Genomic DNA, 21,404 nt, shown 5'->3' with positions numbered 1-21,404 from the left:
CCGGAAATCCGTTTCGGCGTTAAGCTTCGTAAAGATTTCGTTGCCGCCGTCAGCGGCGAGGAGGCGGTTTCTATTCGAACCCCCGATCCGCGTCAACGGTCTTTTTCGGTTTTCCACAAGGTCGTGGCATTTTGTTTGATACCGCGTCCGGACGTCGCGATATTTTCATGTTTATATCAGTGCCTTAAATAAAATCGGGCGCGGAAAATTTCTTTCCGCGCCCGCTGATTTTGTCCGCGCACACCGTACCGGTCAGGGCAGTTTGGCGATTTGACCCCAAAAACGCACCACTTCGCGCACGGTTTCAGCGTAGAGCGCGCCCTCAAACGGCTTGACGACATAGCTGCTGGCCTGACGCTCGTAGCAGTCGCGAATGTCGGTCGGCGACTCCGACGAGGTGAACATCACCACAGGAATGGCTTTGAAGGCCGGATCGGCCTTGATCTCGCTGAGGAACATCTTGCCGTCCATGCGCGGCATGTTGATATCGAGCAGGATCAGGTCAGGACGGGTGGCCTCGGCGAAACGGCCTTCGCGACGCAGACACTCCAGCCCCTGCGCTCCGTTGCCGGCCACGGACACCCGGCACTCGGTCGCCGCCGTGCGCAGAGCGCGACGAGTCATTTCGACATCGCCTTCATTATCCTCGATCAGCAGAAGTTCGAGAGTCATGACATCTCCGGTTCAGGATTTACAGACGGGCCGGTTGCGGCAGCGTGAAGCTGAAGGTCGTGCCTTCGCCCGGCGTCGAGATAAAACTGATCTCTCCGCCATAGAGACGCACAAATTTGCGGCAGGTCGAAAGGCCAATCCCGGTGCCTGGGAATTCGTCCTCGCTGTGCAGCCTCTGAAAGATGGTGAAGATGCGGTCGGCATAGGCCGGGTCGATACCGATGCCGTTATCGGATACGTCGAAGCGATAGGCCTTGCCTTCGCGGCGCGCCGAAACGTGGATTTCCGGGATGCGCCGGCCGTCCTGAAACTTCAACGCATTGCCGATCAGGTTTTGCAGCAGGACGCGCATCAGGGTGGGCGAGGTGTGCATTTCCGGCAGGGCGCCGCAGGTGACCTTGGCACGCCGGGCTTCGATCACTCCGGCCAAACCGGCGCAGACCTCATCAAAGACGCGCCGCGTATCGACCGCCTCGACCTCAATGGCTTCGCGGCCGACGCGCGAGAAGTTGAGGATATCGCCGATCATGCGGTTCAGCCGGGTGGCGTTGTCGCGGATATATTGCACGTAGCGGCGGCCATCTTCGTCGAGCTTTTCGGCGGAGTCCTCGGCCAGAAAGCCCGCATAGATGTTCATCATGCGCACCGGCTCCTTCATGTCGTGCGAGCAGACATAGGCGAAGCGTTCCAGTTCTTCATTCGACTGACGCAGGGTGGCGTTCAGTTGCAGTATTTGCTGCCGCTGAGTGTAAAGCTCGAGATAGACCTGCACCTTGGATTTGAGGATATCGGGATTGATCGGCTTGAAGATATAGTCCACCGCGCCGATGGCAGCCGCTTCGGTGGCGTAGTGGTCTTCCTTGGAGATGGCGGTCACGAAGATGATCGGCACGCCCTGCATGGACGGGCGGGTCTTCATCAGGCGCGCGGTCTCAAAACCATCCATGCCGGGCATCTGCACATCGAGCAGTACGATGGCGAAGTGGCGTTCGAGCACGAGGCTCAGCGCCGCCTCGCCCGACTCGGCGGTAACGATGTCGGCCCCCAGCGGCTTGAGCAGGGCTTCGGTCGCCAGAAGATTCTGCCAGCGGTCATCGACAATGAGGATAGTGGGCCGCGGCGTCTCGCCCACAGCGGATGGTGTCTGAGCCGTCCTGACCGTCGTCATATCAGCCTCCGATTGCCCTCTGGCGCAGCGAACCTAAAACAGATCGCGTCCGGATTGAATCGAAAAATGCAGCCTAAGACCTTGTTTTTCGATCTCTTCTAAAGACGAGGTCCAGCCCAGTTTGGGGAACAAAGTGCCTTTATACCGTGTTCACAACCTGCGCGTGGCCCGCCATTTTCGTCTTATGCCTTTACGCCCAGATTTCCGGGGGAAAGGAGATATCATGACGCACCACCGCTCCCCCACCCCTGAAGAGATCAGCCAAACCGCCGAAGAGAAAGGCCACGACAGCGATCCCTTTCCGCCGGAAGGCACAACGGACGAACACCTGCTGAGCAAGGACAGCCAGCGCCCGATCCGCGAGGACGAGCGCGTCAAGGCGACGCGCAAGGCGCTCCGCCGCGTCCGCAAACCGCAGAGCCACCTGTAAACGAGGACAGTCAATACTGATTTTTTACGCCCCTTACGGTTAAGGACGGGCCGCGTCAGCAAAACGCGCCTTACGTAAAGTATCATTGTTCTCAAAGGTTTGTCATGATTGATTGTCAAGAACGCAAAGACGGGGCGGCGCTCACGCCCGCGCCTTTGAAGGTACTGGTCGTTGACGACAATCAAGCCTCGGCCCTGACCTTAAGCTGGGCCATCGAGTCGTGGGGCGATGAAGTGCGGACCTGTTTCGACGGTCTCAGCGCGATAGACACGGCACGCAGCTTTCACCCGGACGTCGTGCTGCTCGATCTGGGGATGCCGGAAATCGACGGCCTGAGCGTGGCGCGTGCCCTGCGCGCCGACCCGCGCACGCGTCGCTGCAAGATCATTGCTCAGACCGGCTGGGGCGATGCGGCGCGCCGTCGTGAAACGGCCGAAGCGGGTTTCGACCTGCATCTGGTCAAGCCCATCGACTTTAACGTCTTGCAGGAGATGTTCGAGCTGTTCCGCCTGATGCCCTGCCGGTAACTCAGCCACAGCGACAAACCGTTGCTGATCACCTGAAAACGTCGCATAGTCAGGCCCATGACAGGCAAGCGCAGAATCCTGATCCTGGGGGGCGGTACGGCCGGATGGCTGGCGGCTGCCTATCTGGCGCGCTATTTCGACATCAAGCGTCAGACGCGCCTTGAGATCGTGCTGGTGGAGTCGCCGGAGATCAGCAGCGTCGGTGTCGGCGAAGGCACCTTCCCCACCATCCGCCAGACGCTGAAATTTATCGGCATCGACGAAGCGCCCTTTATGCGGCGCACCACCGCCACCTTCAAACAGGGCATCCGTTTTGCCGACTGGGTAAAGACGCCGCTCAACGGACGGCACGAACACTATTTCCACCCGTTCGAAGCCCCCTACTATACCGAGGGTGAAGGACTGGTCCCCTACTGGCTGTTGCAGGACGAGGCGACGCGCAAGCCCTTTGCCGAGGCCGTAACCTTTCAGAAGCGCGTGGCCGAGGCGCGGCGCGCGCCCAAACGCCCGCACGAAGGCGATTTTGCCGGCCCGCTGAACTATGCCTACCATTTCGACGCGCAGCAGTTGGCAGAGGTGCTGGCCGAACGCGCCGTCGCGCTTGGGGTGGTGCATAAGCCGGCGCGGCTCGATGGCGTGGTGCTCGACCACACAGGGCAGATCGACCGCATCGTCGCCGAAGACGAAGTGCTGACGGCGGACCTCTATATCGACTGTTCGGGCTTTCGGGCCGAACTGATCGGAAAGGCATTGGGGTCGCCGTTCCGCTCGGTGCGCGGGACGCTGTTCACCAACAAGGCGCTGGCGTGCAAGGCACCCTATGAGCGTCCTGATGCCCCCATCGAAAGCTACACGGTGGCCACGGCGCACGCGGCGGGCTGGACCTGGGACATCGGCCTCGATGGGCAGCGCGGCATCGGCTATACCTACTCGACCGACCACACGAGTGACGATGAGGCGGAAGCGACGCTGCGCCGCTATGTGGGCAGCAAGGCCGCGCTGAACCTGCGTGAGATTGCGTTCGAGCCCGGTTATCGCGAGCGCCCGTGGATCGGCAACTGCGTGGCGGTGGGGCTGGCCGGCGGGTTTATGGAGCCGCTGGAATCGACCGGCATCGTGATGATCGAGGTCGCCGTAGCCATGATCGCCGAGCTGTTCCCCCATGCCGGGCCTATCGACGCCCCGGCCCGGCGCTTCAATGCCCTGATGACGGCGCGTTACGAGAATATCGTCACCTTCCTCAAGCTGCACTACGCGCTGAGCCACCGTAGCGAGGCCTTCTGGCGCAACAATGCCGATCCGCAGACCTGGCCTGAGCGGTTGCGTGAGTTGCTGGAGCAATGGCGTTACCGTCCGCCCAGCCGGTTCGACTTCCTGATTGACGTCGAAACCTTCGCCTTCTTCAACTATCAGTACATTCTCTATGGCATGGGCTTCCGGACCGATCTCAGCGGGGCGCGCGACCACTTCCCGCACGTGGAAGACGCCAACCGGACCTTCGCCAAAATCCATAATTTCGGCGAGCGCGCGACGCTGGACCTGCCGCCGCACCGCACCCTGATCCGCCAGATCTATGCCGAGGGCTTTGCCGAGTCGGCGTAAGTGCTCTTCTTATACCTCCCCAGCTTGCTGGGGCATAGCGCAGCGAAAGTATAGCTTTCGCCAGCGTTGGGACCGCACGAGCCTGATGCGCGTAGCGACATCGGGTGAGATGCGGTGGTGGGGGTTCTTTTTGATCTTAACCCCAAACGGATGTTAAACCTTTAGTCCGCTGCCCGGTCCGGCAAGGCCCCAAGCTCGCCGCTTTCGCGCGCCTTGCGGCCATAAACGGCTTCGAACAGCGGCGAAGCCATGACCGTGGTAACAATGGCCATCAGCACCAGCATCGAGAACAGGGCCGGGCCGATAATGCCCTTTTGCAGGCCGATATTGATGATGATCAGCTCCATCAGCCCGCGGGAATTCATCAGTGCCCCTATACCCAGCGCCGTGCGGTTGTCTTCGCCAGTCAGGCGCGCCGCCGCATAGCAGGCTCCGAACTTGGCGAGGATCGACACGGCCAGAATCGCCAGCGCAATCAGCAGCAGTTCAAGATTATTGACCATGTCGAGGCGCGTGTTCAGCCCCGAATAGGTGAAGAACATCGGCAGCAGCAGGATGACGGTCAGCGGTTCGACCTTTTTCTTCAGCTCCTCGGTAAACTTGCCGCGCGGCATGACCGTGCCCAGAATGAAGCCACCGAAGATGGCGTGGATGCCCACCGCGTCCATCACAAAGGCCGAAGTCGCAAAGGCGATCAGGGTAATGGCCAGAACCGTGTGGCTCATCTCGCCGCGGTCTTCGACCATGCGGCCCAGCGGGGCCAGAAGACGCTTTCCGGCAAAGACGACGAACAGGGTCCACAACAGGCCGCCCCCGATGGCCAGCACGGCAATACCCGGCCCGCCGCCAAAGGTGGCCAGCACGATGGCCAGCACGCACCACGACACGGCGTCGTCAAAGGCGCCGGCGGTCAGGGACAGGGTGCCCAACGACGAATGGGCCAGACCGCGTTCATTGATAATGCGCGCCAGCATGGGGAAGGCAGTCAGCGCGATACAGGCCCCCATGAACAGGGTGGCGTTGAACTGCGAAATGCCTTCGGCAAACAGGCCCGGTACCGTTAGAAGCCAGGGCGTGATCAGTATGGCCATCAGGAAGGGCACCGTAATGCCCGAGAACGAGACCGCCGCGGCGCTTTTGCCCTTTTGCGCAAAATGGTCGGCGCGGAAGGTGCAGCCGACGAGGAACATATAGAGGCCCACGCCCAGCTGCGCCCCGACATAGAGGACGTTGCGGCTTTCCTTGGGGAAGATAGCACCCTGAAGATCGGGGAACAGAAGCCCCAGAAGCGATGGCCCCAGAATGACCCCGGCGATCATTTCGCCGACCACCTGCGGCTGAGCCAAGAACTTCTGACCCAGCCAGCCGACCACGCGACACGTCAGAATGATCAGGCCGATTTGCAGGAAGAAACGGATGCTGAAGTCGTTGGCATTATAGGTGCCATTGGGCCCATGCGGCGACAGGATCGTGGTGATGGTCTCAAGCGTGTGAGCCCACATGTCGGGTGTAGCGACGGTCATGCGTGTCTGTGATCCCTGATTGATCTGTGTTCGGCCTTCTTTTGGGCCAGACCGGTGGGTGAGACAGACACAGAAATCACGCCGGACGCAACCGGTTGCCGGCTTAAAAAAACGTTTTGAAATCGCGCGTTTGAAATTTGTTGCCAAAGGGTCACGATGTAGTAACGTCGCTACATGTTAGCGCGCTCATTTGTAGCAACGTAGGTGCAAAATGACGACCTTTTCCAGCCGGGAATTCAATCAAGATGTCGGTAGCGCCAAACGCGCTGCCCTGTCGGAACCGGTTTTCATCACTGACCGGGGCAAGCCCACTCACGTGTTGCTGAGCTTTGAGGCCTATCGCGCCCTGTCGGGACAGACGGAGACTCTGGTCGATTTGCTGGCGCTCAGCGAAGGGGTGACGATTGACCTTGATGCCGCCCGCGCCGGCGATGGCTGGGACCGTCAGGGAACTGTTTAATGTACCTGCTCGACACCCCCATCGTTATGGAACTGCGCAAGGCCAAGGCCGGTGACACTGATCCCGGCCTGACGCGCTGGGCGTCGGGTATCGGGCGTCAACACCTGTTCCTGTCGGTGCTGAGCCTGCTGGAGATGGAAACGAGCGTAGCGGCCGCCGAAAAGCGTGACGCGGAAAGCGGGCGTCTGCTGCGGCAATGGCTGGACGAACAGGTGCCGCGCGCCTTTGAAAACCATATTCTGCCCATCGACGCGGCGGTGGCCCGTCGCCGGGCGGCCCTCCATATGAGCGATTCCCGCGATGCCCTGATGGCCGCGACCGCCGCCGTGCACGGCCTGACGCTCGTGACCCCCTCACCGGCGGCCTTCAAGGCGGGCAAGGTCAAGACCTTCAATCCATTCGGCTACACGCCCGAAGAGGCCGACACCTCTGCCGACTGGCGCGAAGCGTCGCGCTCCGGCCCGCAATGGTTCCGCAACCTGTTTGTCAGGTTCTAACCGCAGCCGCCTTGTGAAACAACCAGGCCGAAAGCAACCAGACGGCGACAAAACCGCCATTCAGCACAAGCGCCTCGTAGCCAAGGACATAGGACGCAATCGCCACCGCCACCTGTACCCCGGCAACGGCGAGCATCACCCCCGCCAGACCGCGCGTCCGAAACCGGACGAGGACGGCCCCGATGCCCCCGACAGCGAGAACAAGCGCATAGATCAGATTGGCAGGATTATCTTCGCTGCCCAGTATGCCGACGGCCAGATTGATCCAGACGAGCAAAAACGCGCCCAAAAGGGCCACACCCGCTGCGGCGCGGAAGGCCAGACTGCCCGACAGGCGCGTCACCAGATCGAAGGCCCCGGCCCCGACGACCAACATCGTGCCGAAAACAGCGAAATCAAACGCCGTCCATTGCACCTGCGTCGTAAAACGCATGGCGATGAGCGGGGCCAGCCACAGTAGCAGGGCGGCGCTCCACACCCCCCAACGCCAGCGGCGACCCGAAGTCACGGCGGTATGGGTCATTTTCAATGGGTCAGCCATAAGGGTCTCTCCGGACGTTCTCGCCCGAACATGACGCAGACTCCCGCGTCGCGCCATACAAAACTCAGGAACACCCCAAAGCCGGAGGCCTAAAACGCCGCAATGACCGCACCATTATAGGTTTTGGCGATGAAGTCCTTGACCTTCTGAGAGGTCAGGGCCTCGGCCAGCGCCTTGATGCGTGAGTCGTTTGTCTTGTCGGCGCGCGCCACCAGATAGTTGATGTACGGGCTGTCCGACCCTTCGATGATCAGGGCGTCTGTCTTGGGGGCAAGCTTGGCATCCAGCGCGTAGTTGGTGTTGATCAGGGCCAGATCGACCTCCGGCAGGACGCGCGGCAGGGACGGGGATTCCAGCTCCTTGAACACAAAGCCCTTGGGGTTACCGGCGATGTCTTTCAGCGTCGCATTGATATTGTTAGGGTCTTTCAGCGTGATCAGGCCGTTCTTATGCAACAGGATCAGGGCGCGCCCGGTGTTTGAAGCATCGTTGGGCACGGCGATGACCGCGCCCTGCGGCAGGTCGGCAATCGTCTTATGTTTGCGCGAATAGCCGCCAAACGGCTCGACATGCACGCCGACCACGGTCACCAGCTTCGTGCCACGTTCCTTATTGAACGAGTCGAGATAGGGCAGGGTCTGGAAATAGTTGGCGTCGATCAGGGCCTGATCGACCTGAAGGTTCGGCTGCACATAGTCGTTAAAGACCTTGATATCGAGCGTGATGCCCTTGGCCGCCAGATCAGGGGTGATGACCTTGAGGATTTCGGCGTGCGGCACGGCGGTGGCCGCGACGCTGAGGACATTGCCTTTGGCGGCCGGTTTGCCGCAGGCGGCCAGAGCAGAGGCGGCAACACCGGTCACGATCAGATGACGACGAGACAGCATGAGTATCTTCCTTATTTCTTCGAAACGCGCGCCACCAGCGCATCGCCCAGCATTTGCAGACCCTGAACCAGGGCGATGATCAGCACCACCGTCACCACCATGACATCGGTCTGGAAGCGTTGATAGCCATAGCGCACGGCCAGATCGCCGAGGCCGCCCGCCCCCACCACACCGGCCATGGCCGTGTAGGAGACGAGCGCGATGGCCGTCACCGTCGCCGCCGCAATCAGGCCCGGCAGGGCTTCGGGCAGCAGGGTGTGCAGGATGATCTGACGCTTCGAGGCCCCCAGCGCCTGCGTGGCCTCGATCACCGAGCGATCGACTTCGCGCAGGGCGTTTTCGACCAGCCGCGCCAGAAATGGCGCTGCCCCCAGCACCAGAGGCGGAATGGCCCCCTTAACGCCCAAGGACGTGCCGACCAGCGCCAGAGTGACCGGGATCAGCAGGATAAACAGGATCACAAAGGGGATGGAACGCAGCACATTGACCGCAAAACTCAGCAGGCCATAGAGGAGCGGATTGGGGCTTAAGCCCTGACGGCTGGTGACCGACAGCCACACCCCCAGAGGCAGGCCCAGCGCGAGGCTGAGCAGCAGGGACGCGCCGACCATGCCAAGCGTCTCACCGCTGGCGCGGGCGATTTCCGCCGGGTCGATATTGGCAAAAAACTCAGGCCCTATCATTGGACCGCCTCCGTCACGCTGACGCCGCGCGCCCGCAGACGCGCCAGCGCCTCGGCGCGGTCAGGACCCGCCATATCGACGATCATATGGCCATAGGGGCCGGATTTGAGGTGCGACACCTGCCCGGACAGGACGCTGAAGCGCGCCTGTAGCCCCTGCACGGCCGCCGACAGGGCGTCGGAATAGACCACCTCGCCGAAATAGGTCAGGGTCACCGCGCCTTCGCCCATCCCGTCGGGCGGCGGCGGCAGGATGTGCTTCGACAGGGCGCGACCGGCGGCGCTCACCGGGGCGAACAGCACCTGTTCCACGGTGCCGACCTCGGCCAGCCGCCCGTGTTCGAGCACAGCCACGCGGTCGCACACTTGACGCACCACCTCCATCTCATGCGTCACCAGCACGATGGTCAGGCCCAGTTCGCGGTTCAGTTCGGCCAGCAGCGTCAGTATGCCCTGCGTCGCCTCAGGATCGAGCGCCGAGGTCGCTTCGTCACACAGCAGGATGTGCGGCGCATTGGCCAAGGCGCGGGCAATGGCCACGCGCTGCTTCTGCCCGCCCGAAAGCTGCGCCGGGTATTTCTGCGCATGGGCGCTGAGACCTACGCGCTCGAGCAGATCAAGCGCCCGCTGGCGGCGGGTGGCGGGCGTGCCGGTCCCGGCCAGCTCCAGCGCATAGGTGACGTTGTGCAGCGCTGTCTTGCTCGACAAAAGGCCGAACGATTGGAAGATCATGCCCATCTTGTGCCGCAGGGCCGACAGGGCGCGCGCATCCAGACCACTGAGATCGACGCCATTGACCTCCACCCGGCCTTCGCTGGGCGTTTCCAGCCGGTTGAGCAGGCGGATCAGGGTCGATTTGCCGGACCCCGACGGGCCGATAATGCCAAACACTTCACCGCGCGCGATATCGAGATCGACACCATCAAGCGCCGTTTGCACGCCGCTTTTGGAGACGAAGCGCCGGGTCACGCCACGCAGCGCGATCACCGAAGCCGGATTGTTCACATCTGAAACCATCAGGCGGTCTTAAAGCGCCTGTTCCGGCCTGTGAAGCGTGTTTTTCTGCGCGCAGCGGTGACGCTTTCTAAACTGGCCGCCAAGGGTCGCGGGGACATCTCAAAATCATGATCGTTTTTGACATAATTTGAATATTTCAAATCTGAAAATTAAACACGGCGTCAATTTTAGCGTCCAAAATCAACTCCCATGTCTTTAAATGCGATACTATAATCAGTATAAATACATCACAGATAAAAATGCGCCTTTTTAATAAGTATTAAATTTGTGTTTAAGCCAATTTGGATAATATATTTATGATTTCTAACGTCACATTTTGGCCAAATTCGATCCAGCCTTGACATATTATGTGGTATTTTTGCCCATGAAACGATGATATTTGACATTTTCATAAAAATAGCGGCGGTATTTATGGCCAAGGACTTGACTGATCGTTTTTGATCGTAAATGTTCGCGGCGCTGATAAATTGATCATCGCGCCACGAGGGTACAAACCCAAGGGCAGGCCTGACGGCAGCGATGAGGGAGACTCGCCCCTTTTCGGAGCCGTTTGTGTCGCTCCACCCCCTTCCTTCGCCACCGGTTCTGCGTCGCGCCCGAACCTGTTTGGCAAGAGGGCGGCGTCTGGCCTGTCTCCCGTTTTGATTTGTCCGCCGGTGTCCGCGCGCCGTCGTTCCCCTCCCCGGACGACCGCCGGGTCGCCGCCCCGCAGATTGCTCAGGAGCCTCACAGGTATGATCCGCAGCCCCTCCCCCCGCCTCCTTTCCACGCGCCTGAAAAGCGCCTCCGCCCTGACTGCGGTGGCCCTGCTGGGCCTGTCAGGTGTCGCCTTTGCGCAAGAGGCCGCCCCCGCTGCCCCGGCACAGGAAGACATTGAAACCGTTGTGGTCACCGGCACTCGCGCCTCGCTGGCCTCAGCCATCAACCGCAAGAAGCGCGCCGCCACCGTATCGGACTCCATCGTCGCGGAAGATATCGGTCAGTTCCCGGACAAGAATGTCGGCGAAGCGCTGGGTCGCGTGACCGGCGTGCAGCTGTCGCGCGATATGGGGGAAGGCAATCAGGTGTCCATCCGGGGCGTTGAGCCTGACCTCAACCGCGTCGAAATCAATGGCATGAGCGTCATGTCCACCGCCGGCAATCTGAACGTCTATGGTGGGGGCGGCCGTTCTAATGACTTCCGCGAATTACCGTCCGAAATCGTCAAGTCGATTGACGTGTTTAAAGGCTTCACCGCTGACATGACCGAAGGCGGCATCGGCGGCACCGTGGCCGTAACCACCAACCGCCCCCTCGATTTCCGCAAACCGACCTTCTCCCTGACGGCCTCCTATCAGAATCTCGATACGGTTGATGGCTGGACGCCACGCGCCAACCTCTTCGGCACCACCAAGTTTCTCGATGGACGCCTGGGGGTGATGGCCAATGTGACCTATGACCGCGTCAATACGCGCGGCGACTATTACGACGACCACTCGTGGGCGCGCCTGGCCGATTTCGATAACTCCGCCGAAAAGACGGCCAACTACTACAACCAGACCTACGGTCAAAGCGTCAGTGACGCTATCGCTGCCGTCACGACCAAGGCCGCCTGTGCCACCCTCACCACACCGGACGCTGGCAAGCTGACCACGGCTCAGGCGCGCACGGCCTGCGAAACCCAATGGTACGACTATAACCCCCGCGTGCCCCGCTACCGCGTATGGACCCGCGACGACGAGCGCGTCTCGGCGGAGTTTCAGGTTCAGTACAAGATCAGCGACCGCATGGATGTGTGGGCGGGGTATCAGCATAATCGCCGCTCGCAAACCCTGAACGACATCAATTACGGCACGGGCTTTACCTCGCTCGACGCGCTGAACTATTCGGCCAACGGGGCCAACTGTGCCCGCGTGACGGCGGCCACCGCCGCCAAAACGCCGGGCATCAAGGTCGATGCCAACCACAATGTCACGGAATTCGTTATCGGGGACTGCGTCACCACCGCCAACCGTGGCGGTAACAACGCGTTCAGCGTCTCGTCGCGTGACTTCAGCTACACCTCGACGTCAAAATACCTGCAATATGGGCTGAACTATCGCGGTGAGCGCTGGCGCGTCGAATTTGCCGGATCGAACGCCGAGACGGAGACGCTGAGCCAGACCAACAATGTCAGCGTCAGCTACAATACGCCCGGTTTGAAGGTCACGATCGACCCCAACACCTCCGCCCCAATCTTTACCTTCGCTCAGGGCTATAGCCCCGCGGATGCGGCGGCGGTCAACCAGTATCAGATCCAGTACCGCCCGTCACAATCGGCCAACTCCGAAGATCAGTACAAGCTCGACTTCACCTACGATACCGACCTGCCCTTCCTTAAGGGTGTGAAGTTCGGTGGCCGTTACACCGATACCGTGACGTCCGGCTATGGTTATGGCGGCTTCATCGTCAATGCCGGGTCTGATCTGGCCAGCGAGCTGGACAACACGGTCATCTATGCCAACTCGGTCAACTCGACGGCCACGGTCAGCAATAGCGCGACTGCGGATCAGACGGTGGCCGCCTATGGCAACCCCTACCAGACCAGCTACTGGAACACGACGGAGACCTGGTCCCGGGCCTTCTCCAATCAGGTTTTCGCCAATGCGATGACGCCCTTGCCATCGAACTTCTACTACGGCGGCACCAGCAACCTGCCGTCTAGCTGGCTCTACCCCACCTTCAATCAGGTCGCGCAATATCTCGATACATCACACTTCAATCTGGACAATCTCTATACCACCGTCGGCAGCGACGGAAAAACCTACAGCCAGATTCCCTATAATGTGAAGGAAGTCACGGACGCTCAGTATGCCCGCTTCGATTACGGCTTCCCGGCCTTCGGTCTGGAGTTCGAAGGTAATTTCGGGGTCCGCCGCGTCCATACGGAAACCACGGCCAGCGGTCAGAACACGCGCCGTGAAACGCGACTGGTCAATGGCGTCGCGACCACGGCCATCGTGTCCAACACCCAGACCACGATGACCAAGGACTATACGGTGTGGCTGCCCAGCTATAACATCAACACGTGGATCATCCCGTCGCAACTGAACGTCCGGGCCGGTTTCGCCAAGCTGATGGCACGTCCGCTGGTCAACTATCTTCAGCCCAGCATCGACTGCACCATCAACTACGCCAATGATGGGACGTCCGAAGACGGTCCCGATAGCTGCAATGCCGGCAATCCGGGCCTGAAGCCCTATCGTGCCGATCAGTCTGATATTTCGGTGGAATGGTATCCGAACCGCGATACGCAGCTTTCGGCGGGCTTCTTCTACAAGAACATCAAATCCTTCTACATCGCCTCGCGCACCAATCTGGGGCAGCAGGATGTGTTCGGCGACGGTACCCTCTACTACTACAACAGCTATATCAACGGTCAGGGTGCCAAGATTTCCGGTCTTGAACTGACCGCCAAGACGGCCTTCACCTTCCTGCCGGGCTGGATGTCCGGCTTCGGCGCCGACGCCAACTATACCTATCAGGAAGCCAAGGATGTGGGCGTTTACAGCCAGCTCGACGGCTCTGAACTGCCTTATCCGGGTCTGTCTTCGGACAGCTACAACGTCACCCTGTGGTATGATAAGGGTCAGATCAATGCGCGACTGGCCTATAATTACCGCTCAGAATATCTGGTGACTGCTGCCGATACGTCGCTCAATCCGGTGTTCAAAGACCCGACCGGCTATCTGGACGGCAAGGTCACGTGGAAACCCGGTCCCAAGGGGCTCAGCTTCTTCGTCGAAGGCAAGAACCTGACCGAGGAAGACGAATCCACCTGGGCAGGCGATATTCGCCTGATCAATACCGGCTATTCCGGCCGTCGCGTCTTCTTCGGCTTTACGTTCAAGAACTAATCTCCCTATTTCCTCCCAAACTCACCCGCCGCCTGTTCATCACAGGCGGTGGTTTTTTGTCGCCGGAGCCTTGCGCGGTTTTTATGCGACGGCCGAACGGCGGCATTTTGGCCTTATCAGACGCGTGAGAGGGTGAACCTCAGTACACGGGCCTTTCGGCTCCTGACTTTTGAGGAGGCTATTTCCATGAACGAGAATTCCATCGGCTGGCTGACAGCCCTGATCGTCGGTGCCTTTGCCGGCTGGATCGCCGAACAACTGATGAAGTCCGAACAGGGTCTGTTCATGAACATTCTGCTGGGGGTCATCGGGGCCGCGGTGGCCAATGGGCTGCTGGCCATCCTCGGCATCTCGTTCGGTGGCGTGATCGGCTATCTGATCGCCGGTGTCATCGGGGCGTGTCTGCTGATTGCGCTCAGCCGCATGTTGCGCGGCCGCCGGGCGTAACGCGCCTGAAGCTTCAAATGCGAAAAGCCTGCTCCGTGGTAAGGGGCAGGCTTTTTTCAGGTCTTACGTTTATCAGGCTTTCAGGAACCGTTTGGCCAGCGCCTTACGCCGCGCTTCACCGGCGGCGCGGGCCTTTTCGATCTCGACCAGTTCGGTCGTGGCCAGAAGGTGCTCGATCACGCGGTCCATATGCTCACGCATGGCCTGACGCGCCGCGTCGGGCGAGCGCTTTTCCAGCGCCTCAATGATCTGGCTGTGCTCGGCGACACGCGCCTTCATACCCAGATTGGCCGTGCGCGCCAGAATGTTGCGCGCCAGCGGCGAACGGTAGCGCCAGTCCCACAGGTTCTCAACCGACGAGACAATCGCCCCGTTGCCCGTCACCTGCGCGATCAGCATGTGAAATTCGCGGTCAGCGCGCTCGGAAATCGCCGGAGACGGGTCTTCCATGCGCCGCGCCAGTTTTTTCAGGTCATCAAGCTGTTCATCCGTAATCAGGGTGGCCGCCAGCGCCGCCACCTCGCTTTCGAACAGGCGGCGCGCCTCAATCAGCTCAAAGGCACCGATTTCGGAGTCGGACATGGGCAGGGGGTCAGGCGACACCGCCTTGACCACGATGCCGTGGCCCTGACGCGCCTCGATATAGCCTAGGATTTCCAGCGCGATCATCGCCTCACGCAGGGTGGGGCGGCTGACCTTGAACTGCACGGCCAGTTCGCGCTCGGTCGGCAGGCGGTCGCCCGCCCTATAGACGCCGGAGCGAATTTCTTCGGCGATGGCGTCGGCGATGCGTTTGTAACGTTTACGATTGTCAGACATGGGACCGTTATCAGGATTCGCCCAACTATGCCCCATCGGACGGTATTTTGAAACGAAAAAGGTGCGTTGAGCGTTTACACATTGTCAGACCAATAATGGATTCAATCGGCAGAACATCCCTTTAACTGCCCCTGTAATGTCAGCGGGAACCAACTTAATTTATCGCACAAATCAATGAATTTGTAGTATTATTCATGACTTTTGCCACAAATGTGGTTACATATATCGCACTTATTGGACTGTTTTTATTTGAAAAATTTTTACAACTTCATTGCGATGACCAAAAAGCGACAATCTAACAAATATTGGACTGACCTAATTGACAGATGAAATCTGACCCCTGTATGAATGTGAGCGTTACCATAATAAAGACGGACCGGCCTGCGGCCTGCAAAACCGTCATAATGTCCAACAGGAGGAACCCCATGGTCCGTCAAAACCCGCGCGTTCTGCGCGCGACCCGTCTTGCCTTGATGTCAGCCACCATTCTGGCCGGTTTCGGCTACGGCGCGGCACAGGCCCAGAGCGCTGACACGTCTGCCAGCACCGATGTCACCGAAGTGGTGATCACCGGCTATCGCAAGAGCCTTCAGGACGCGACCCGCGCCAAGCGCAACTCGGTCAACTTCTCGGACTCGATCTTTGCGCAGGACATCGGCAAGTTCCCGGACCTCAACCTGGCGGAATCGCTGCAACGCGTGCCGGGCGTGCAGATTTCGCGCAACGGCTATACGGGTGAAGGCACGCAGGTCAACGTGCGCGGCCTGGGCGCAAGCTTCACCAAGATCGTGCTGAACAATGCCGGCGTGGCGGTGGCCTCTGACGGCGGCATCGACGGCGGGGCCTCCAACCGCGAAGTGGACCTTGACCTCTTCCCGTCGGAACTGTTCACCCGCCTGACCGTCTCCAAGACCCCGACCGCCAGCCAGCTCGAAGGCGGCATGTCGCTGGTCAATCTGCAAAACGCCCGCCCCTTCGACAACAAGGGGCAGCACCTGACCGTTTCGGCTTCGGCCTCCTATGGCGAAGCCTCCGGTGATTTTTCGCCGCGCGGGGCCGTCACCTTCTCAAAAACCTGGGACAAGTGGGGCGTGCTGATCGGTCTGGCCGGTTCGCGTCAGCGCACGCGCTCGGACGGGTTTGACTCGGTGGGCTGGAGCAATGCCAACCTCGCCTGCCCAACGACCGACACGGCGTGCAGCAACGCGCAGGGCAACAATTTCAGCTTCGCCACCGTCGTGCCGGCCAATGCCGGCAACGGCCTGACGACCGGTGCGACGCTGGACCTGAACGCGCTTCTGGCGCTCAATCCCGGACTGACGGCCAATCAGCTCACCAATGCCATGATCCCGCGTCTGGGCCGTCTCAACTACGTCGATGGTCACCGCGATCGCCTGACTTTGATCACCGCCGTCGAATACCGCCCTTCGGACACGCTGCGCTTTGCGCTCGACATCATGGCGGCGTCGGCCAAGGGGGAGTACGACCGGTCGAGCTTCAACTGGTTTGTGCGTAACTCTTCGACGGCGGCCACCGGCGGCATGGTGCCGATCAATCTGAAGGTGGATGCCAATAATGTGGTCACCTCCGGCACCTTCGCCAACTCGGCCATGTTCGTCGAAGCGCGCAAGTTTGACGAGCGCCTTGATTTCGTCAACGTCAACCCCAGCCTGAGCTGGCAGATCACGCCGAAGCTGCGCCTCGACGCCGCAGCCAACTACACCCACTCTGTCTTTTTCCGCGAAGCGCCCAGCTTCCTGTTCAATACGCCTTTCAATTCCGGGCTGACGATTCAGTACACCAATGACGGTATCATCCCGACGATCAAGCCGAACAAGAATATCGCCGACCCCAACCTCGGCTGGACCTGGAACCGTGTAAACATTCAGAACGTCAAGCGTTCGACCTACACGGCCGGTGCCCACGCGGACATGACCTATGACTTCGAAAACGGATCGTCGCTGAAGTTCGGGGCCGCCTATGACGAAGCCGATCGCAAGATCACGGCCTTCGACAACTCGGCCAACTACCAGACCGCGGCCTTTGCCGCCGTGCCGCAAAGCGCCATCTCCAGCTATCTGGGCGTCGGCCCCGCGTCGGACTTCACGCACATCCTCGATGGCACACCGGGCTTTACGCAGTACATCCTGCCCGATCTCAACAAGCTAAAGGCCGCCACCAACTACGCCGCCTTCAACACCGGGGCGCCCTTTACCAACAATTCGGCTCTGGGCACGCCGTCGGGCGCCATCAATGAAAAGAACAAGGGCGTCTATATCGAATATAACACCCAGATTCCCGTCGGTGATCTGGTGTTCAAGGTCAATGCCGGTGTGCGCCGCGCCGTGACGGATCAGACCGTGACCGGCCCGGTGACGATCAATGGCGTGCGCCAGTTTGTGACCATGGAGACAAACTACAGCGCTAACCTGCCGTCGCTCAACGTCACCACCATGCTGACGGACAAGCTGCAACTGCGCGCCGCCGCCTCCAAGACCCTGACTCGCGCCAACCCGAACAACCTGCTGCCCGGCCTCAGCTTCTCTGATCCGTCGGCGCAAACGGCCTCCGCCGGCAACCCGTCGCTGCAACCCTACTATTCGGAAAACCTCGACTTCGGGGCCGAATACTATACCGGTGGCCTCGGTTATGTCAGCGTGGCCGTGTTTAAGAAGACGGTCACTGGCTATACCGTCGTGCAGCAATCGACGCGTAAATTCAGCGATCTCGGCATCGACTTTGCGTCCCTGACGGCCCAGCAGCAGCAGGCGATCAATGATCGCGGCGGCCCGGCCACCGCTGACGTTTTCGTCAACCAGCCGGTCAATGTGAACACGATCAACCTGACCGGCATCGAACTGGGCTGGGTGCAACCGCTCGACTTCATCGTCGATGGTCTGGGCTTCAGCGCCAACTACACGCATCTGGACGACGAAAACGACGGGGCTTCGGCCCAGCTGTCGCCGCAGACGGTCAATGCTACCGCCTACTACGAAAACGACCTGTTCTCGGTACGCGCCAGCTATGTGTGGTTTGACGAACGCATCGCCGCCGGCGCCCCGCAAAACGGCCTGATGCTGCCGCTGATCGCCACCGACCGCGGTCAGGTCGATCTGTCGGCCAGCTACAATGCCAACTGGTTCGGCCAGAAGGGGCAACTGACCTTCGAAGCCACCAACATCACCAACGAGCCGTTCCGTACCAATTTCGGTTACGCCAACGCGGCCTATAGCCACTTCAACCCCGGCGCCACCTATCACTTCGGCTGGCGCAGCAAGTTCTGATCTCCTCCGACTCCCCCCTGAGCGGACAGGCTTTTGACGGCCTGTCCGCCTTTTTTTCTTTACGATACGTGCCCGGCCCTTTTGGCCCTTCACAAATAAGCTGACGACTTTTATCGCGTCAGGGAAAACTGTGCATGACCTCAGCCATTCCAACCACCCGCCGTGCCCTGCTGACAACGGCCGCCGCCGCCAGTCTCTTGCCAAAGGACTCAGTCGCCCGCACGCGAAACGGACGTGAACGCCTGCCACTCAATGACAACTGGCGCTTCCGGCTGGGCGATCCTGAGGGCCTCGATGGGGCGCTCGATTACGACATCCGCCCGGAGATCAAAAAGAGCGAAGATGGCAAGGAGGCGGATGCGCGTCCCGTCGATGCCACGCAGGTGAGCGCCACGCGGCCTGTGCTGAAACCGTGGATACTGCCCACGGCCAATCCGTTTATCTCTGATCCCGACAAACGCCACGTCCGGCCCGAAGGTCATCCGGGGGCGCAGGTCAGTTGGGTCAAATCCACCTTTGACGACTCCGGCTGGGAGGCGGTCACCCTGCCCCACGACTGGGCCATCAAGGGGCCGTTTCTGGAAACGGGTCCCTATGGCGGCATGGGCCGGCTGAAAACCTGGGGACCGGCCTGGTATCGCCGCCGTCTGGAGGTTTCGGCTTCGGATAAAGGGCGATGCCTCTTCCTCGATATCGACGGGGCCATGTCCTATGCCACCGTGTGGTGCAATGAGCGCCTCGTCGGTGGCTGGCCCTACGGCTATAATTCCTTCCGTCTCGACCTGACGCCGCACCTGAATTACGGCGGCGCCAACCACATCGTCATCCGCCTGGACAATCCGCCGGAGTCGGCGCGCTGGTATCCGGGGGCAGGGCTTTACCGCAATGTCTGGCTGGTTAAGACCGACAGGGTGCACGTGGCGCACTGGGGTACGCAGATCACCACGCCGCACGTCTCTCAGGACGAAGCCACGGTCTATATCGTCACCCGCATTGATAATGACGGCACCGAAGCGGCGGACATCACGCTTGTCACGCGCCTCTACGCGCTGGATGCAAAGGGTAAGCCCACGGGCCGCGCCGTCAGCGAAACCCCGCGCCAGTCGGTGCCGGTGGCGGCCGGATCCCATACCATTGTCAAAGCCTCGGCCACCGTGTCAAAACCCCGCCTGTGGGGACCGCCACCGGCGCAGGCGCCGAACCGCTATGTCGCGGTGACGAGCCTGATGCAGGGTAGGCGTGAAATCGACAGATATGAGACCCCCTTCGGCATCCGCAGCCTGCGCTTCGATGCGGACAAAGGCCTTTTTATCAATGACCGGTTTGCGCCGCTTCAGGGCGTCAATAACCACCATGACCTCGGCGCGCTGGGGGCGGCGTTCAATGTGCGGGCCGCAGAGCGGCAACTGGAAATGCTTATGGAGATGGGGTGCAACGCCCTGCGCATGAGCCACAACCCGCCCGCCCCGGAACTGCTGGACCTGTGCGACAGGATGGGGATTGTGGTGCTGGATGAGGTGTTCGACTGCTGGGAAAAGCGCAAGACGCCCCTCGACTTCCACCTGATCTTCCCCGACTGGCACGAGGCCGATCTGCGCGCCATGCTGAGGCGCGACCGCAATCACCCCTCAATCGTCATCTGGAGCGTCGGCAATGAGGTGGGCGAGCAGTATTCCGGCGAAGCGGGGGCACAGATCGCCCGGCGGCTGGTGAAGATACTTCGCGAGGAAGACACCACCCGTCCGGTCACCAATGCGATGAACTGGGCTCAGGCCGACATGCCCCTGCCGGCCGAGATGGACGTGATCAGCCTCAACTATCAGGGGGCGGGCATCCGCAGCCTGCCCAGCAAGTTCCCGGCCTTCCGCGCCAAATTCCCCAACAAGATCATCCTGCACAGCGAAAGCGCGGCGGCCTTGTCGAGCCGCGGTGAGTATCAGTTTCCGGTGCCTGGCACGAACAGCGGGCCCGTGCGCCCCGGCGTCGGCGGCGACCCCAAAACGCATCAGGTCAGCGCCTACGAGCTGTTTGCTGCCGACTTCGGTTCGTCTGCGGACCGCAACTGGGCGGCGCAGGATCAGAACCCTTACGTAGCCGGTGAGTTCGTATGGACCGGCTGGGACTATCTGGGCGAGCCCACCCCCTATTACGAGGCACGCAGTTCCTATTTCGGTATTATTGATCTGGCCGGTTTCAAGAAGGACCGCTTCTGGCTCTATCAGTCGCGCTGGCGTCCCGACCTGCCGGTGGCGCATCTGCTGCCGCACTGGAACTGGGCCAGTGATACCGGAAATGGCCGTGAGGGAGAGGTGACGCCAGTACACCTGTTCACCAACGGCGATGAGGCCGAGTTGTTCATCAATGGCAAGTCGCAGGGACGGATCAAGAAGCGCCCGTTCGAATACCGACTGCGCTGGGATTACGTCACCTACGAACCGGGCGAAATTCGCGCCGTCGTCTATAAGGACGGCAAGCCGTGGGCCGAGGCGCGTCGCCAGACCACGGGGGCCGCCCACGCGCTGACGCTGGAGGCCGACCGCAGCGTGATTGAGGCCGATGGCAAGGACCTGAGCTTCGTCACCCTGCGCATTGTCGATGACAAGGGCGAAACCGTACCCTTCGCCAAGGATAAGGTGACCTTCACGCTGGAGGGACCGGGCGAGATCGTCGCCACCGACAATGGCGATCCGACCGACTTTACGGCCTTCCCGTCGCCTGCGCGCAAAGCCTTCAACGGACTGGCTTTGGCCATTGTGCGCGCAAAGCCGGGGCAAAAGGGACGCCTGACCCTCCGGGCCGAAGCGGCAGGGCTGAAGGCCGCACAGATAAGACTTGCGACGGGATAAGGTCTTACCAATTCAAACCCGTGTAGGGCTTGCCTCTGTGAGACCACCTCCCAGTCTGCTATATAACAAACAAATCTGTACCTTACCTTCACTTTGCGCTTGCCATTCGGGCAATTGGTCGGCAAAA

At 60.6% G+C, this 21,404-nt stretch carries 18 protein-coding genes; 10 read left to right on the top strand and 8 right to left on the bottom strand.

Annotation, left to right across the window (positions count from 1 at the left end):
- A partial coding sequence (locus tag ACK8OE_RS13345) for a hypothetical protein (protein ID WP_410272913.1) occupies positions 1–192 on the top strand: 192 nt, incomplete at its 5' end.
- 60 nt (positions 193–252) lie between these two features.
- Here the strand turns inward: ACK8OE_RS13345 and ACK8OE_RS13340 are convergent.
- Together ACK8OE_RS13340 and ACK8OE_RS13335 are read right to left on the bottom strand one after the other, a co-directional pair.
- On the bottom strand, positions 253–672 hold the full coding sequence (locus ACK8OE_RS13340; protein ID WP_410272912.1) for a response regulator: 420 nt from the start codon (positions 670–672) through the stop codon (positions 253–255).
- A gap of 19 nt (positions 673–691) precedes the next feature.
- A complete protein-coding gene (locus ACK8OE_RS13335; RefSeq protein WP_410272911.1) occupies positions 692–1,840 on the bottom strand; it encodes a sensor histidine kinase in 1,149 nt (382 codons plus the stop codon).
- 223 nt (positions 1,841–2,063) lie between these two features.
- Here ACK8OE_RS13335 and ACK8OE_RS13330 point away from each other — a divergent pair, with 223 nt between their 5' ends.
- From ACK8OE_RS13330 to ACK8OE_RS13320, 3 genes are all read left to right on the top strand, one after another.
- A complete protein-coding gene (locus tag ACK8OE_RS13330; RefSeq protein WP_410272910.1) occupies positions 2,064–2,270 on the top strand; it encodes a hypothetical protein in 207 nt (68 codons plus the stop codon).
- Between the two features lie 104 nt (positions 2,271–2,374).
- Positions 2,375–2,797, top strand: coding sequence for a response regulator (locus tag ACK8OE_RS13325; protein WP_410272909.1), 423 nt, complete (start codon positions 2,375–2,377; stop codon positions 2,795–2,797).
- A gap of 57 nt (positions 2,798–2,854) precedes the next feature.
- Complete coding sequence (locus ACK8OE_RS13320) at positions 2,855–4,399, top strand: tryptophan halogenase family protein (RefSeq protein ID WP_410272908.1); 1,545 nt, start codon at positions 2,855–2,857, stop codon at positions 4,397–4,399.
- A gap of 161 nt (positions 4,400–4,560) precedes the next feature.
- On the opposite strand, the gene ACK8OE_RS13315 is transcribed toward ACK8OE_RS13320, so the two are convergent.
- Positions 4,561–5,922 carry a cation:proton antiporter gene (locus tag ACK8OE_RS13315; protein ID WP_410272907.1) on the bottom strand — a complete coding sequence of 454 codons (1,362 nt, stop codon included), beginning with the start codon at positions 5,920–5,922 and terminating at the stop codon, positions 4,561–4,563.
- 211 nt (positions 5,923–6,133) lie between these two features.
- Here ACK8OE_RS13315 and ACK8OE_RS13310 point away from each other — a divergent pair, with 211 nt between their 5' ends.
- Both ACK8OE_RS13310 and ACK8OE_RS13305 read left to right on the top strand, forming a co-directional pair.
- Entirely contained in the window at positions 6,134–6,382 is a 249-nt protein-coding gene (locus ACK8OE_RS13310; RefSeq protein WP_290798249.1) for a type II toxin-antitoxin system Phd/YefM family antitoxin, read from the top strand.
- A complete protein-coding gene (locus tag ACK8OE_RS13305) occupies positions 6,382–6,879 on the top strand; it encodes a PIN domain-containing protein (RefSeq protein WP_290798246.1) in 498 nt (165 codons plus the stop codon). The genes ACK8OE_RS13310 and ACK8OE_RS13305 overlap by 1 nt, the downstream gene beginning before the upstream one ends.
- Here ACK8OE_RS13305 and ACK8OE_RS13300 read toward each other — a convergent pair.
- From ACK8OE_RS13300 to ACK8OE_RS13285, 4 genes are all read right to left on the bottom strand, one after another.
- Complete coding sequence (locus ACK8OE_RS13300; RefSeq protein WP_410272906.1) at positions 6,869–7,420, bottom strand: hypothetical protein; 552 nt, start codon at positions 7,418–7,420, stop codon at positions 6,869–6,871. The genes ACK8OE_RS13305 and ACK8OE_RS13300 overlap by 11 nt on opposite strands.
- An 89-nt stretch (positions 7,421–7,509) precedes the next feature.
- Entirely contained in the window at positions 7,510–8,307 is a 798-nt protein-coding gene (locus ACK8OE_RS13295; protein ID WP_410272905.1) for a MetQ/NlpA family ABC transporter substrate-binding protein, read from the bottom strand.
- An 11-nt stretch (positions 8,308–8,318) separates the two neighbouring features.
- The gene (locus ACK8OE_RS13290) at positions 8,319–8,990 is read right to left on the bottom strand and encodes a methionine ABC transporter permease (protein WP_410272904.1); all 672 of its coding nucleotides are present in this window, start codon (positions 8,988–8,990) and stop codon (positions 8,319–8,321) included.
- The gene (locus ACK8OE_RS13285) at positions 8,987–10,006 is read right to left on the bottom strand and encodes a methionine ABC transporter ATP-binding protein (RefSeq protein ID WP_410272903.1); all 1,020 of its coding nucleotides are present in this window, start codon (positions 10,004–10,006) and stop codon (positions 8,987–8,989) included. Before ACK8OE_RS13285 ends, ACK8OE_RS13290 begins: the two co-directional genes overlap by 4 nt.
- A gap of 734 nt (positions 10,007–10,740) precedes the next feature.
- On the opposite strand from ACK8OE_RS13285, the gene ACK8OE_RS13280 reads away from it, so the two are divergent.
- Together ACK8OE_RS13280 and ACK8OE_RS13275 are read left to right on the top strand one after the other, a co-directional pair.
- Positions 10,741–13,881, top strand: a complete 3,141-nt coding sequence (locus ACK8OE_RS13280) for a TonB-dependent receptor (protein WP_410272902.1) — start codon at positions 10,741–10,743, stop codon at positions 13,879–13,881.
- Between the two features lie 186 nt (positions 13,882–14,067).
- Positions 14,068–14,328, top strand: a complete 261-nt coding sequence (locus ACK8OE_RS13275) for a GlsB/YeaQ/YmgE family stress response membrane protein (RefSeq protein ID WP_290798221.1) — start codon at positions 14,068–14,070, stop codon at positions 14,326–14,328.
- A gap of 72 nt (positions 14,329–14,400) precedes the next feature.
- Here the strand turns inward: ACK8OE_RS13275 and ACK8OE_RS13270 are convergent, their stop codons facing one another.
- On the bottom strand, positions 14,401–15,147 hold the full coding sequence (locus ACK8OE_RS13270; protein ID WP_410272901.1) for a FadR/GntR family transcriptional regulator: 747 nt from the start codon (positions 15,145–15,147) through the stop codon (positions 14,401–14,403).
- A gap of 425 nt (positions 15,148–15,572) precedes the next feature.
- Here ACK8OE_RS13270 and ACK8OE_RS13265 point away from each other — a divergent pair, with 425 nt between their 5' ends.
- Both ACK8OE_RS13265 and galB read left to right on the top strand, forming a co-directional pair.
- Positions 15,573–18,431, top strand: a complete 2,859-nt coding sequence (locus ACK8OE_RS13265) for a TonB-dependent receptor (RefSeq protein WP_410272900.1) — start codon at positions 15,573–15,575, stop codon at positions 18,429–18,431.
- A gap of 134 nt (positions 18,432–18,565) precedes the next feature.
- Entirely contained in the window at positions 18,566–21,277 is a 2,712-nt protein-coding gene (gene galB, locus ACK8OE_RS13260; protein ID WP_410272899.1) for a beta-galactosidase GalB, read from the top strand.
- Positions 21,278–21,404: the final 127 nt, after the last annotated feature.

Source organism: Asticcacaulis sp. W401b (genome assembly GCF_046503825.1).
Classification (GTDB): domain Bacteria; phylum Pseudomonadota; class Alphaproteobacteria; order Caulobacterales; family Caulobacteraceae; genus Asticcacaulis.
The sequence above is the reverse complement of the archived record's forward strand: the minus strand, read 5'-3'. Positions and strand labels throughout refer to the sequence as shown.

Excerpts from the sequence above, each read along its gene's own strand:
- ACK8OE_RS13340 (WP_410272912.1), bottom strand. The coding sequence starts at position 672 with ATGACTCTCGAACTTCTGCTGATCGAGGATAATGAAGGCGATGTCGAA.
- ACK8OE_RS13295 (WP_410272905.1), bottom strand. The coding sequence starts at position 8,307 with ATGCTGTCTCGTCGTCATCTGATCGTGACCGGTGTTGCCGCCTCTGCT.
- ACK8OE_RS13300 (WP_410272906.1), bottom strand. The coding sequence starts at position 7,420 with ATGGCTGACCCATTGAAAATGACCCATACCGCCGTGACTTCGGGTCGC.
- ACK8OE_RS13305 (WP_290798246.1), top strand. The coding sequence starts at position 6,382 with ATGTACCTGCTCGACACCCCCATCGTTATGGAACTGCGCAAGGCCAAG.
- ACK8OE_RS13270 (WP_410272901.1), bottom strand. The coding sequence starts at position 15,147 with ATGTCTGACAATCGTAAACGTTACAAACGCATCGCCGACGCCATCGCC.
- ACK8OE_RS13325 (WP_410272909.1), top strand. The coding sequence starts at position 2,375 with ATGATTGATTGTCAAGAACGCAAAGACGGGGCGGCGCTCACGCCCGCG.
- ACK8OE_RS13290 (WP_410272904.1), bottom strand. The coding sequence starts at position 8,990 with ATGATAGGGCCTGAGTTTTTTGCCAATATCGACCCGGCGGAAATCGCC.
- ACK8OE_RS13320 (WP_410272908.1), top strand. The coding sequence starts at position 2,855 with ATGACAGGCAAGCGCAGAATCCTGATCCTGGGGGGCGGTACGGCCGGA.
- ACK8OE_RS13330 (WP_410272910.1), top strand. The coding sequence starts at position 2,064 with ATGACGCACCACCGCTCCCCCACCCCTGAAGAGATCAGCCAAACCGCC.
- ACK8OE_RS13285 (WP_410272903.1), bottom strand. The coding sequence starts at position 10,006 with ATGGTTTCAGATGTGAACAATCCGGCTTCGGTGATCGCGCTGCGTGGC.
- ACK8OE_RS13280 (WP_410272902.1), top strand. The coding sequence starts at position 10,741 with ATGATCCGCAGCCCCTCCCCCCGCCTCCTTTCCACGCGCCTGAAAAGC.
- ACK8OE_RS13275 (WP_290798221.1), top strand. The coding sequence starts at position 14,068 with ATGAACGAGAATTCCATCGGCTGGCTGACAGCCCTGATCGTCGGTGCC.
- galB (WP_410272899.1), top strand. The coding sequence starts at position 18,566 with ATGACCTCAGCCATTCCAACCACCCGCCGTGCCCTGCTGACAACGGCC.
- ACK8OE_RS13310 (WP_290798249.1), top strand. The coding sequence starts at position 6,134 with ATGACGACCTTTTCCAGCCGGGAATTCAATCAAGATGTCGGTAGCGCC.
- ACK8OE_RS13265 (WP_410272900.1), top strand. The coding sequence starts at position 15,573 with ATGGTCCGTCAAAACCCGCGCGTTCTGCGCGCGACCCGTCTTGCCTTG.
- ACK8OE_RS13335 (WP_410272911.1), bottom strand. The coding sequence starts at position 1,840 with ATGACGACGGTCAGGACGGCTCAGACACCATCCGCTGTGGGCGAGACG.
- ACK8OE_RS13315 (WP_410272907.1), bottom strand. The coding sequence starts at position 5,922 with ATGACCGTCGCTACACCCGACATGTGGGCTCACACGCTTGAGACCATC.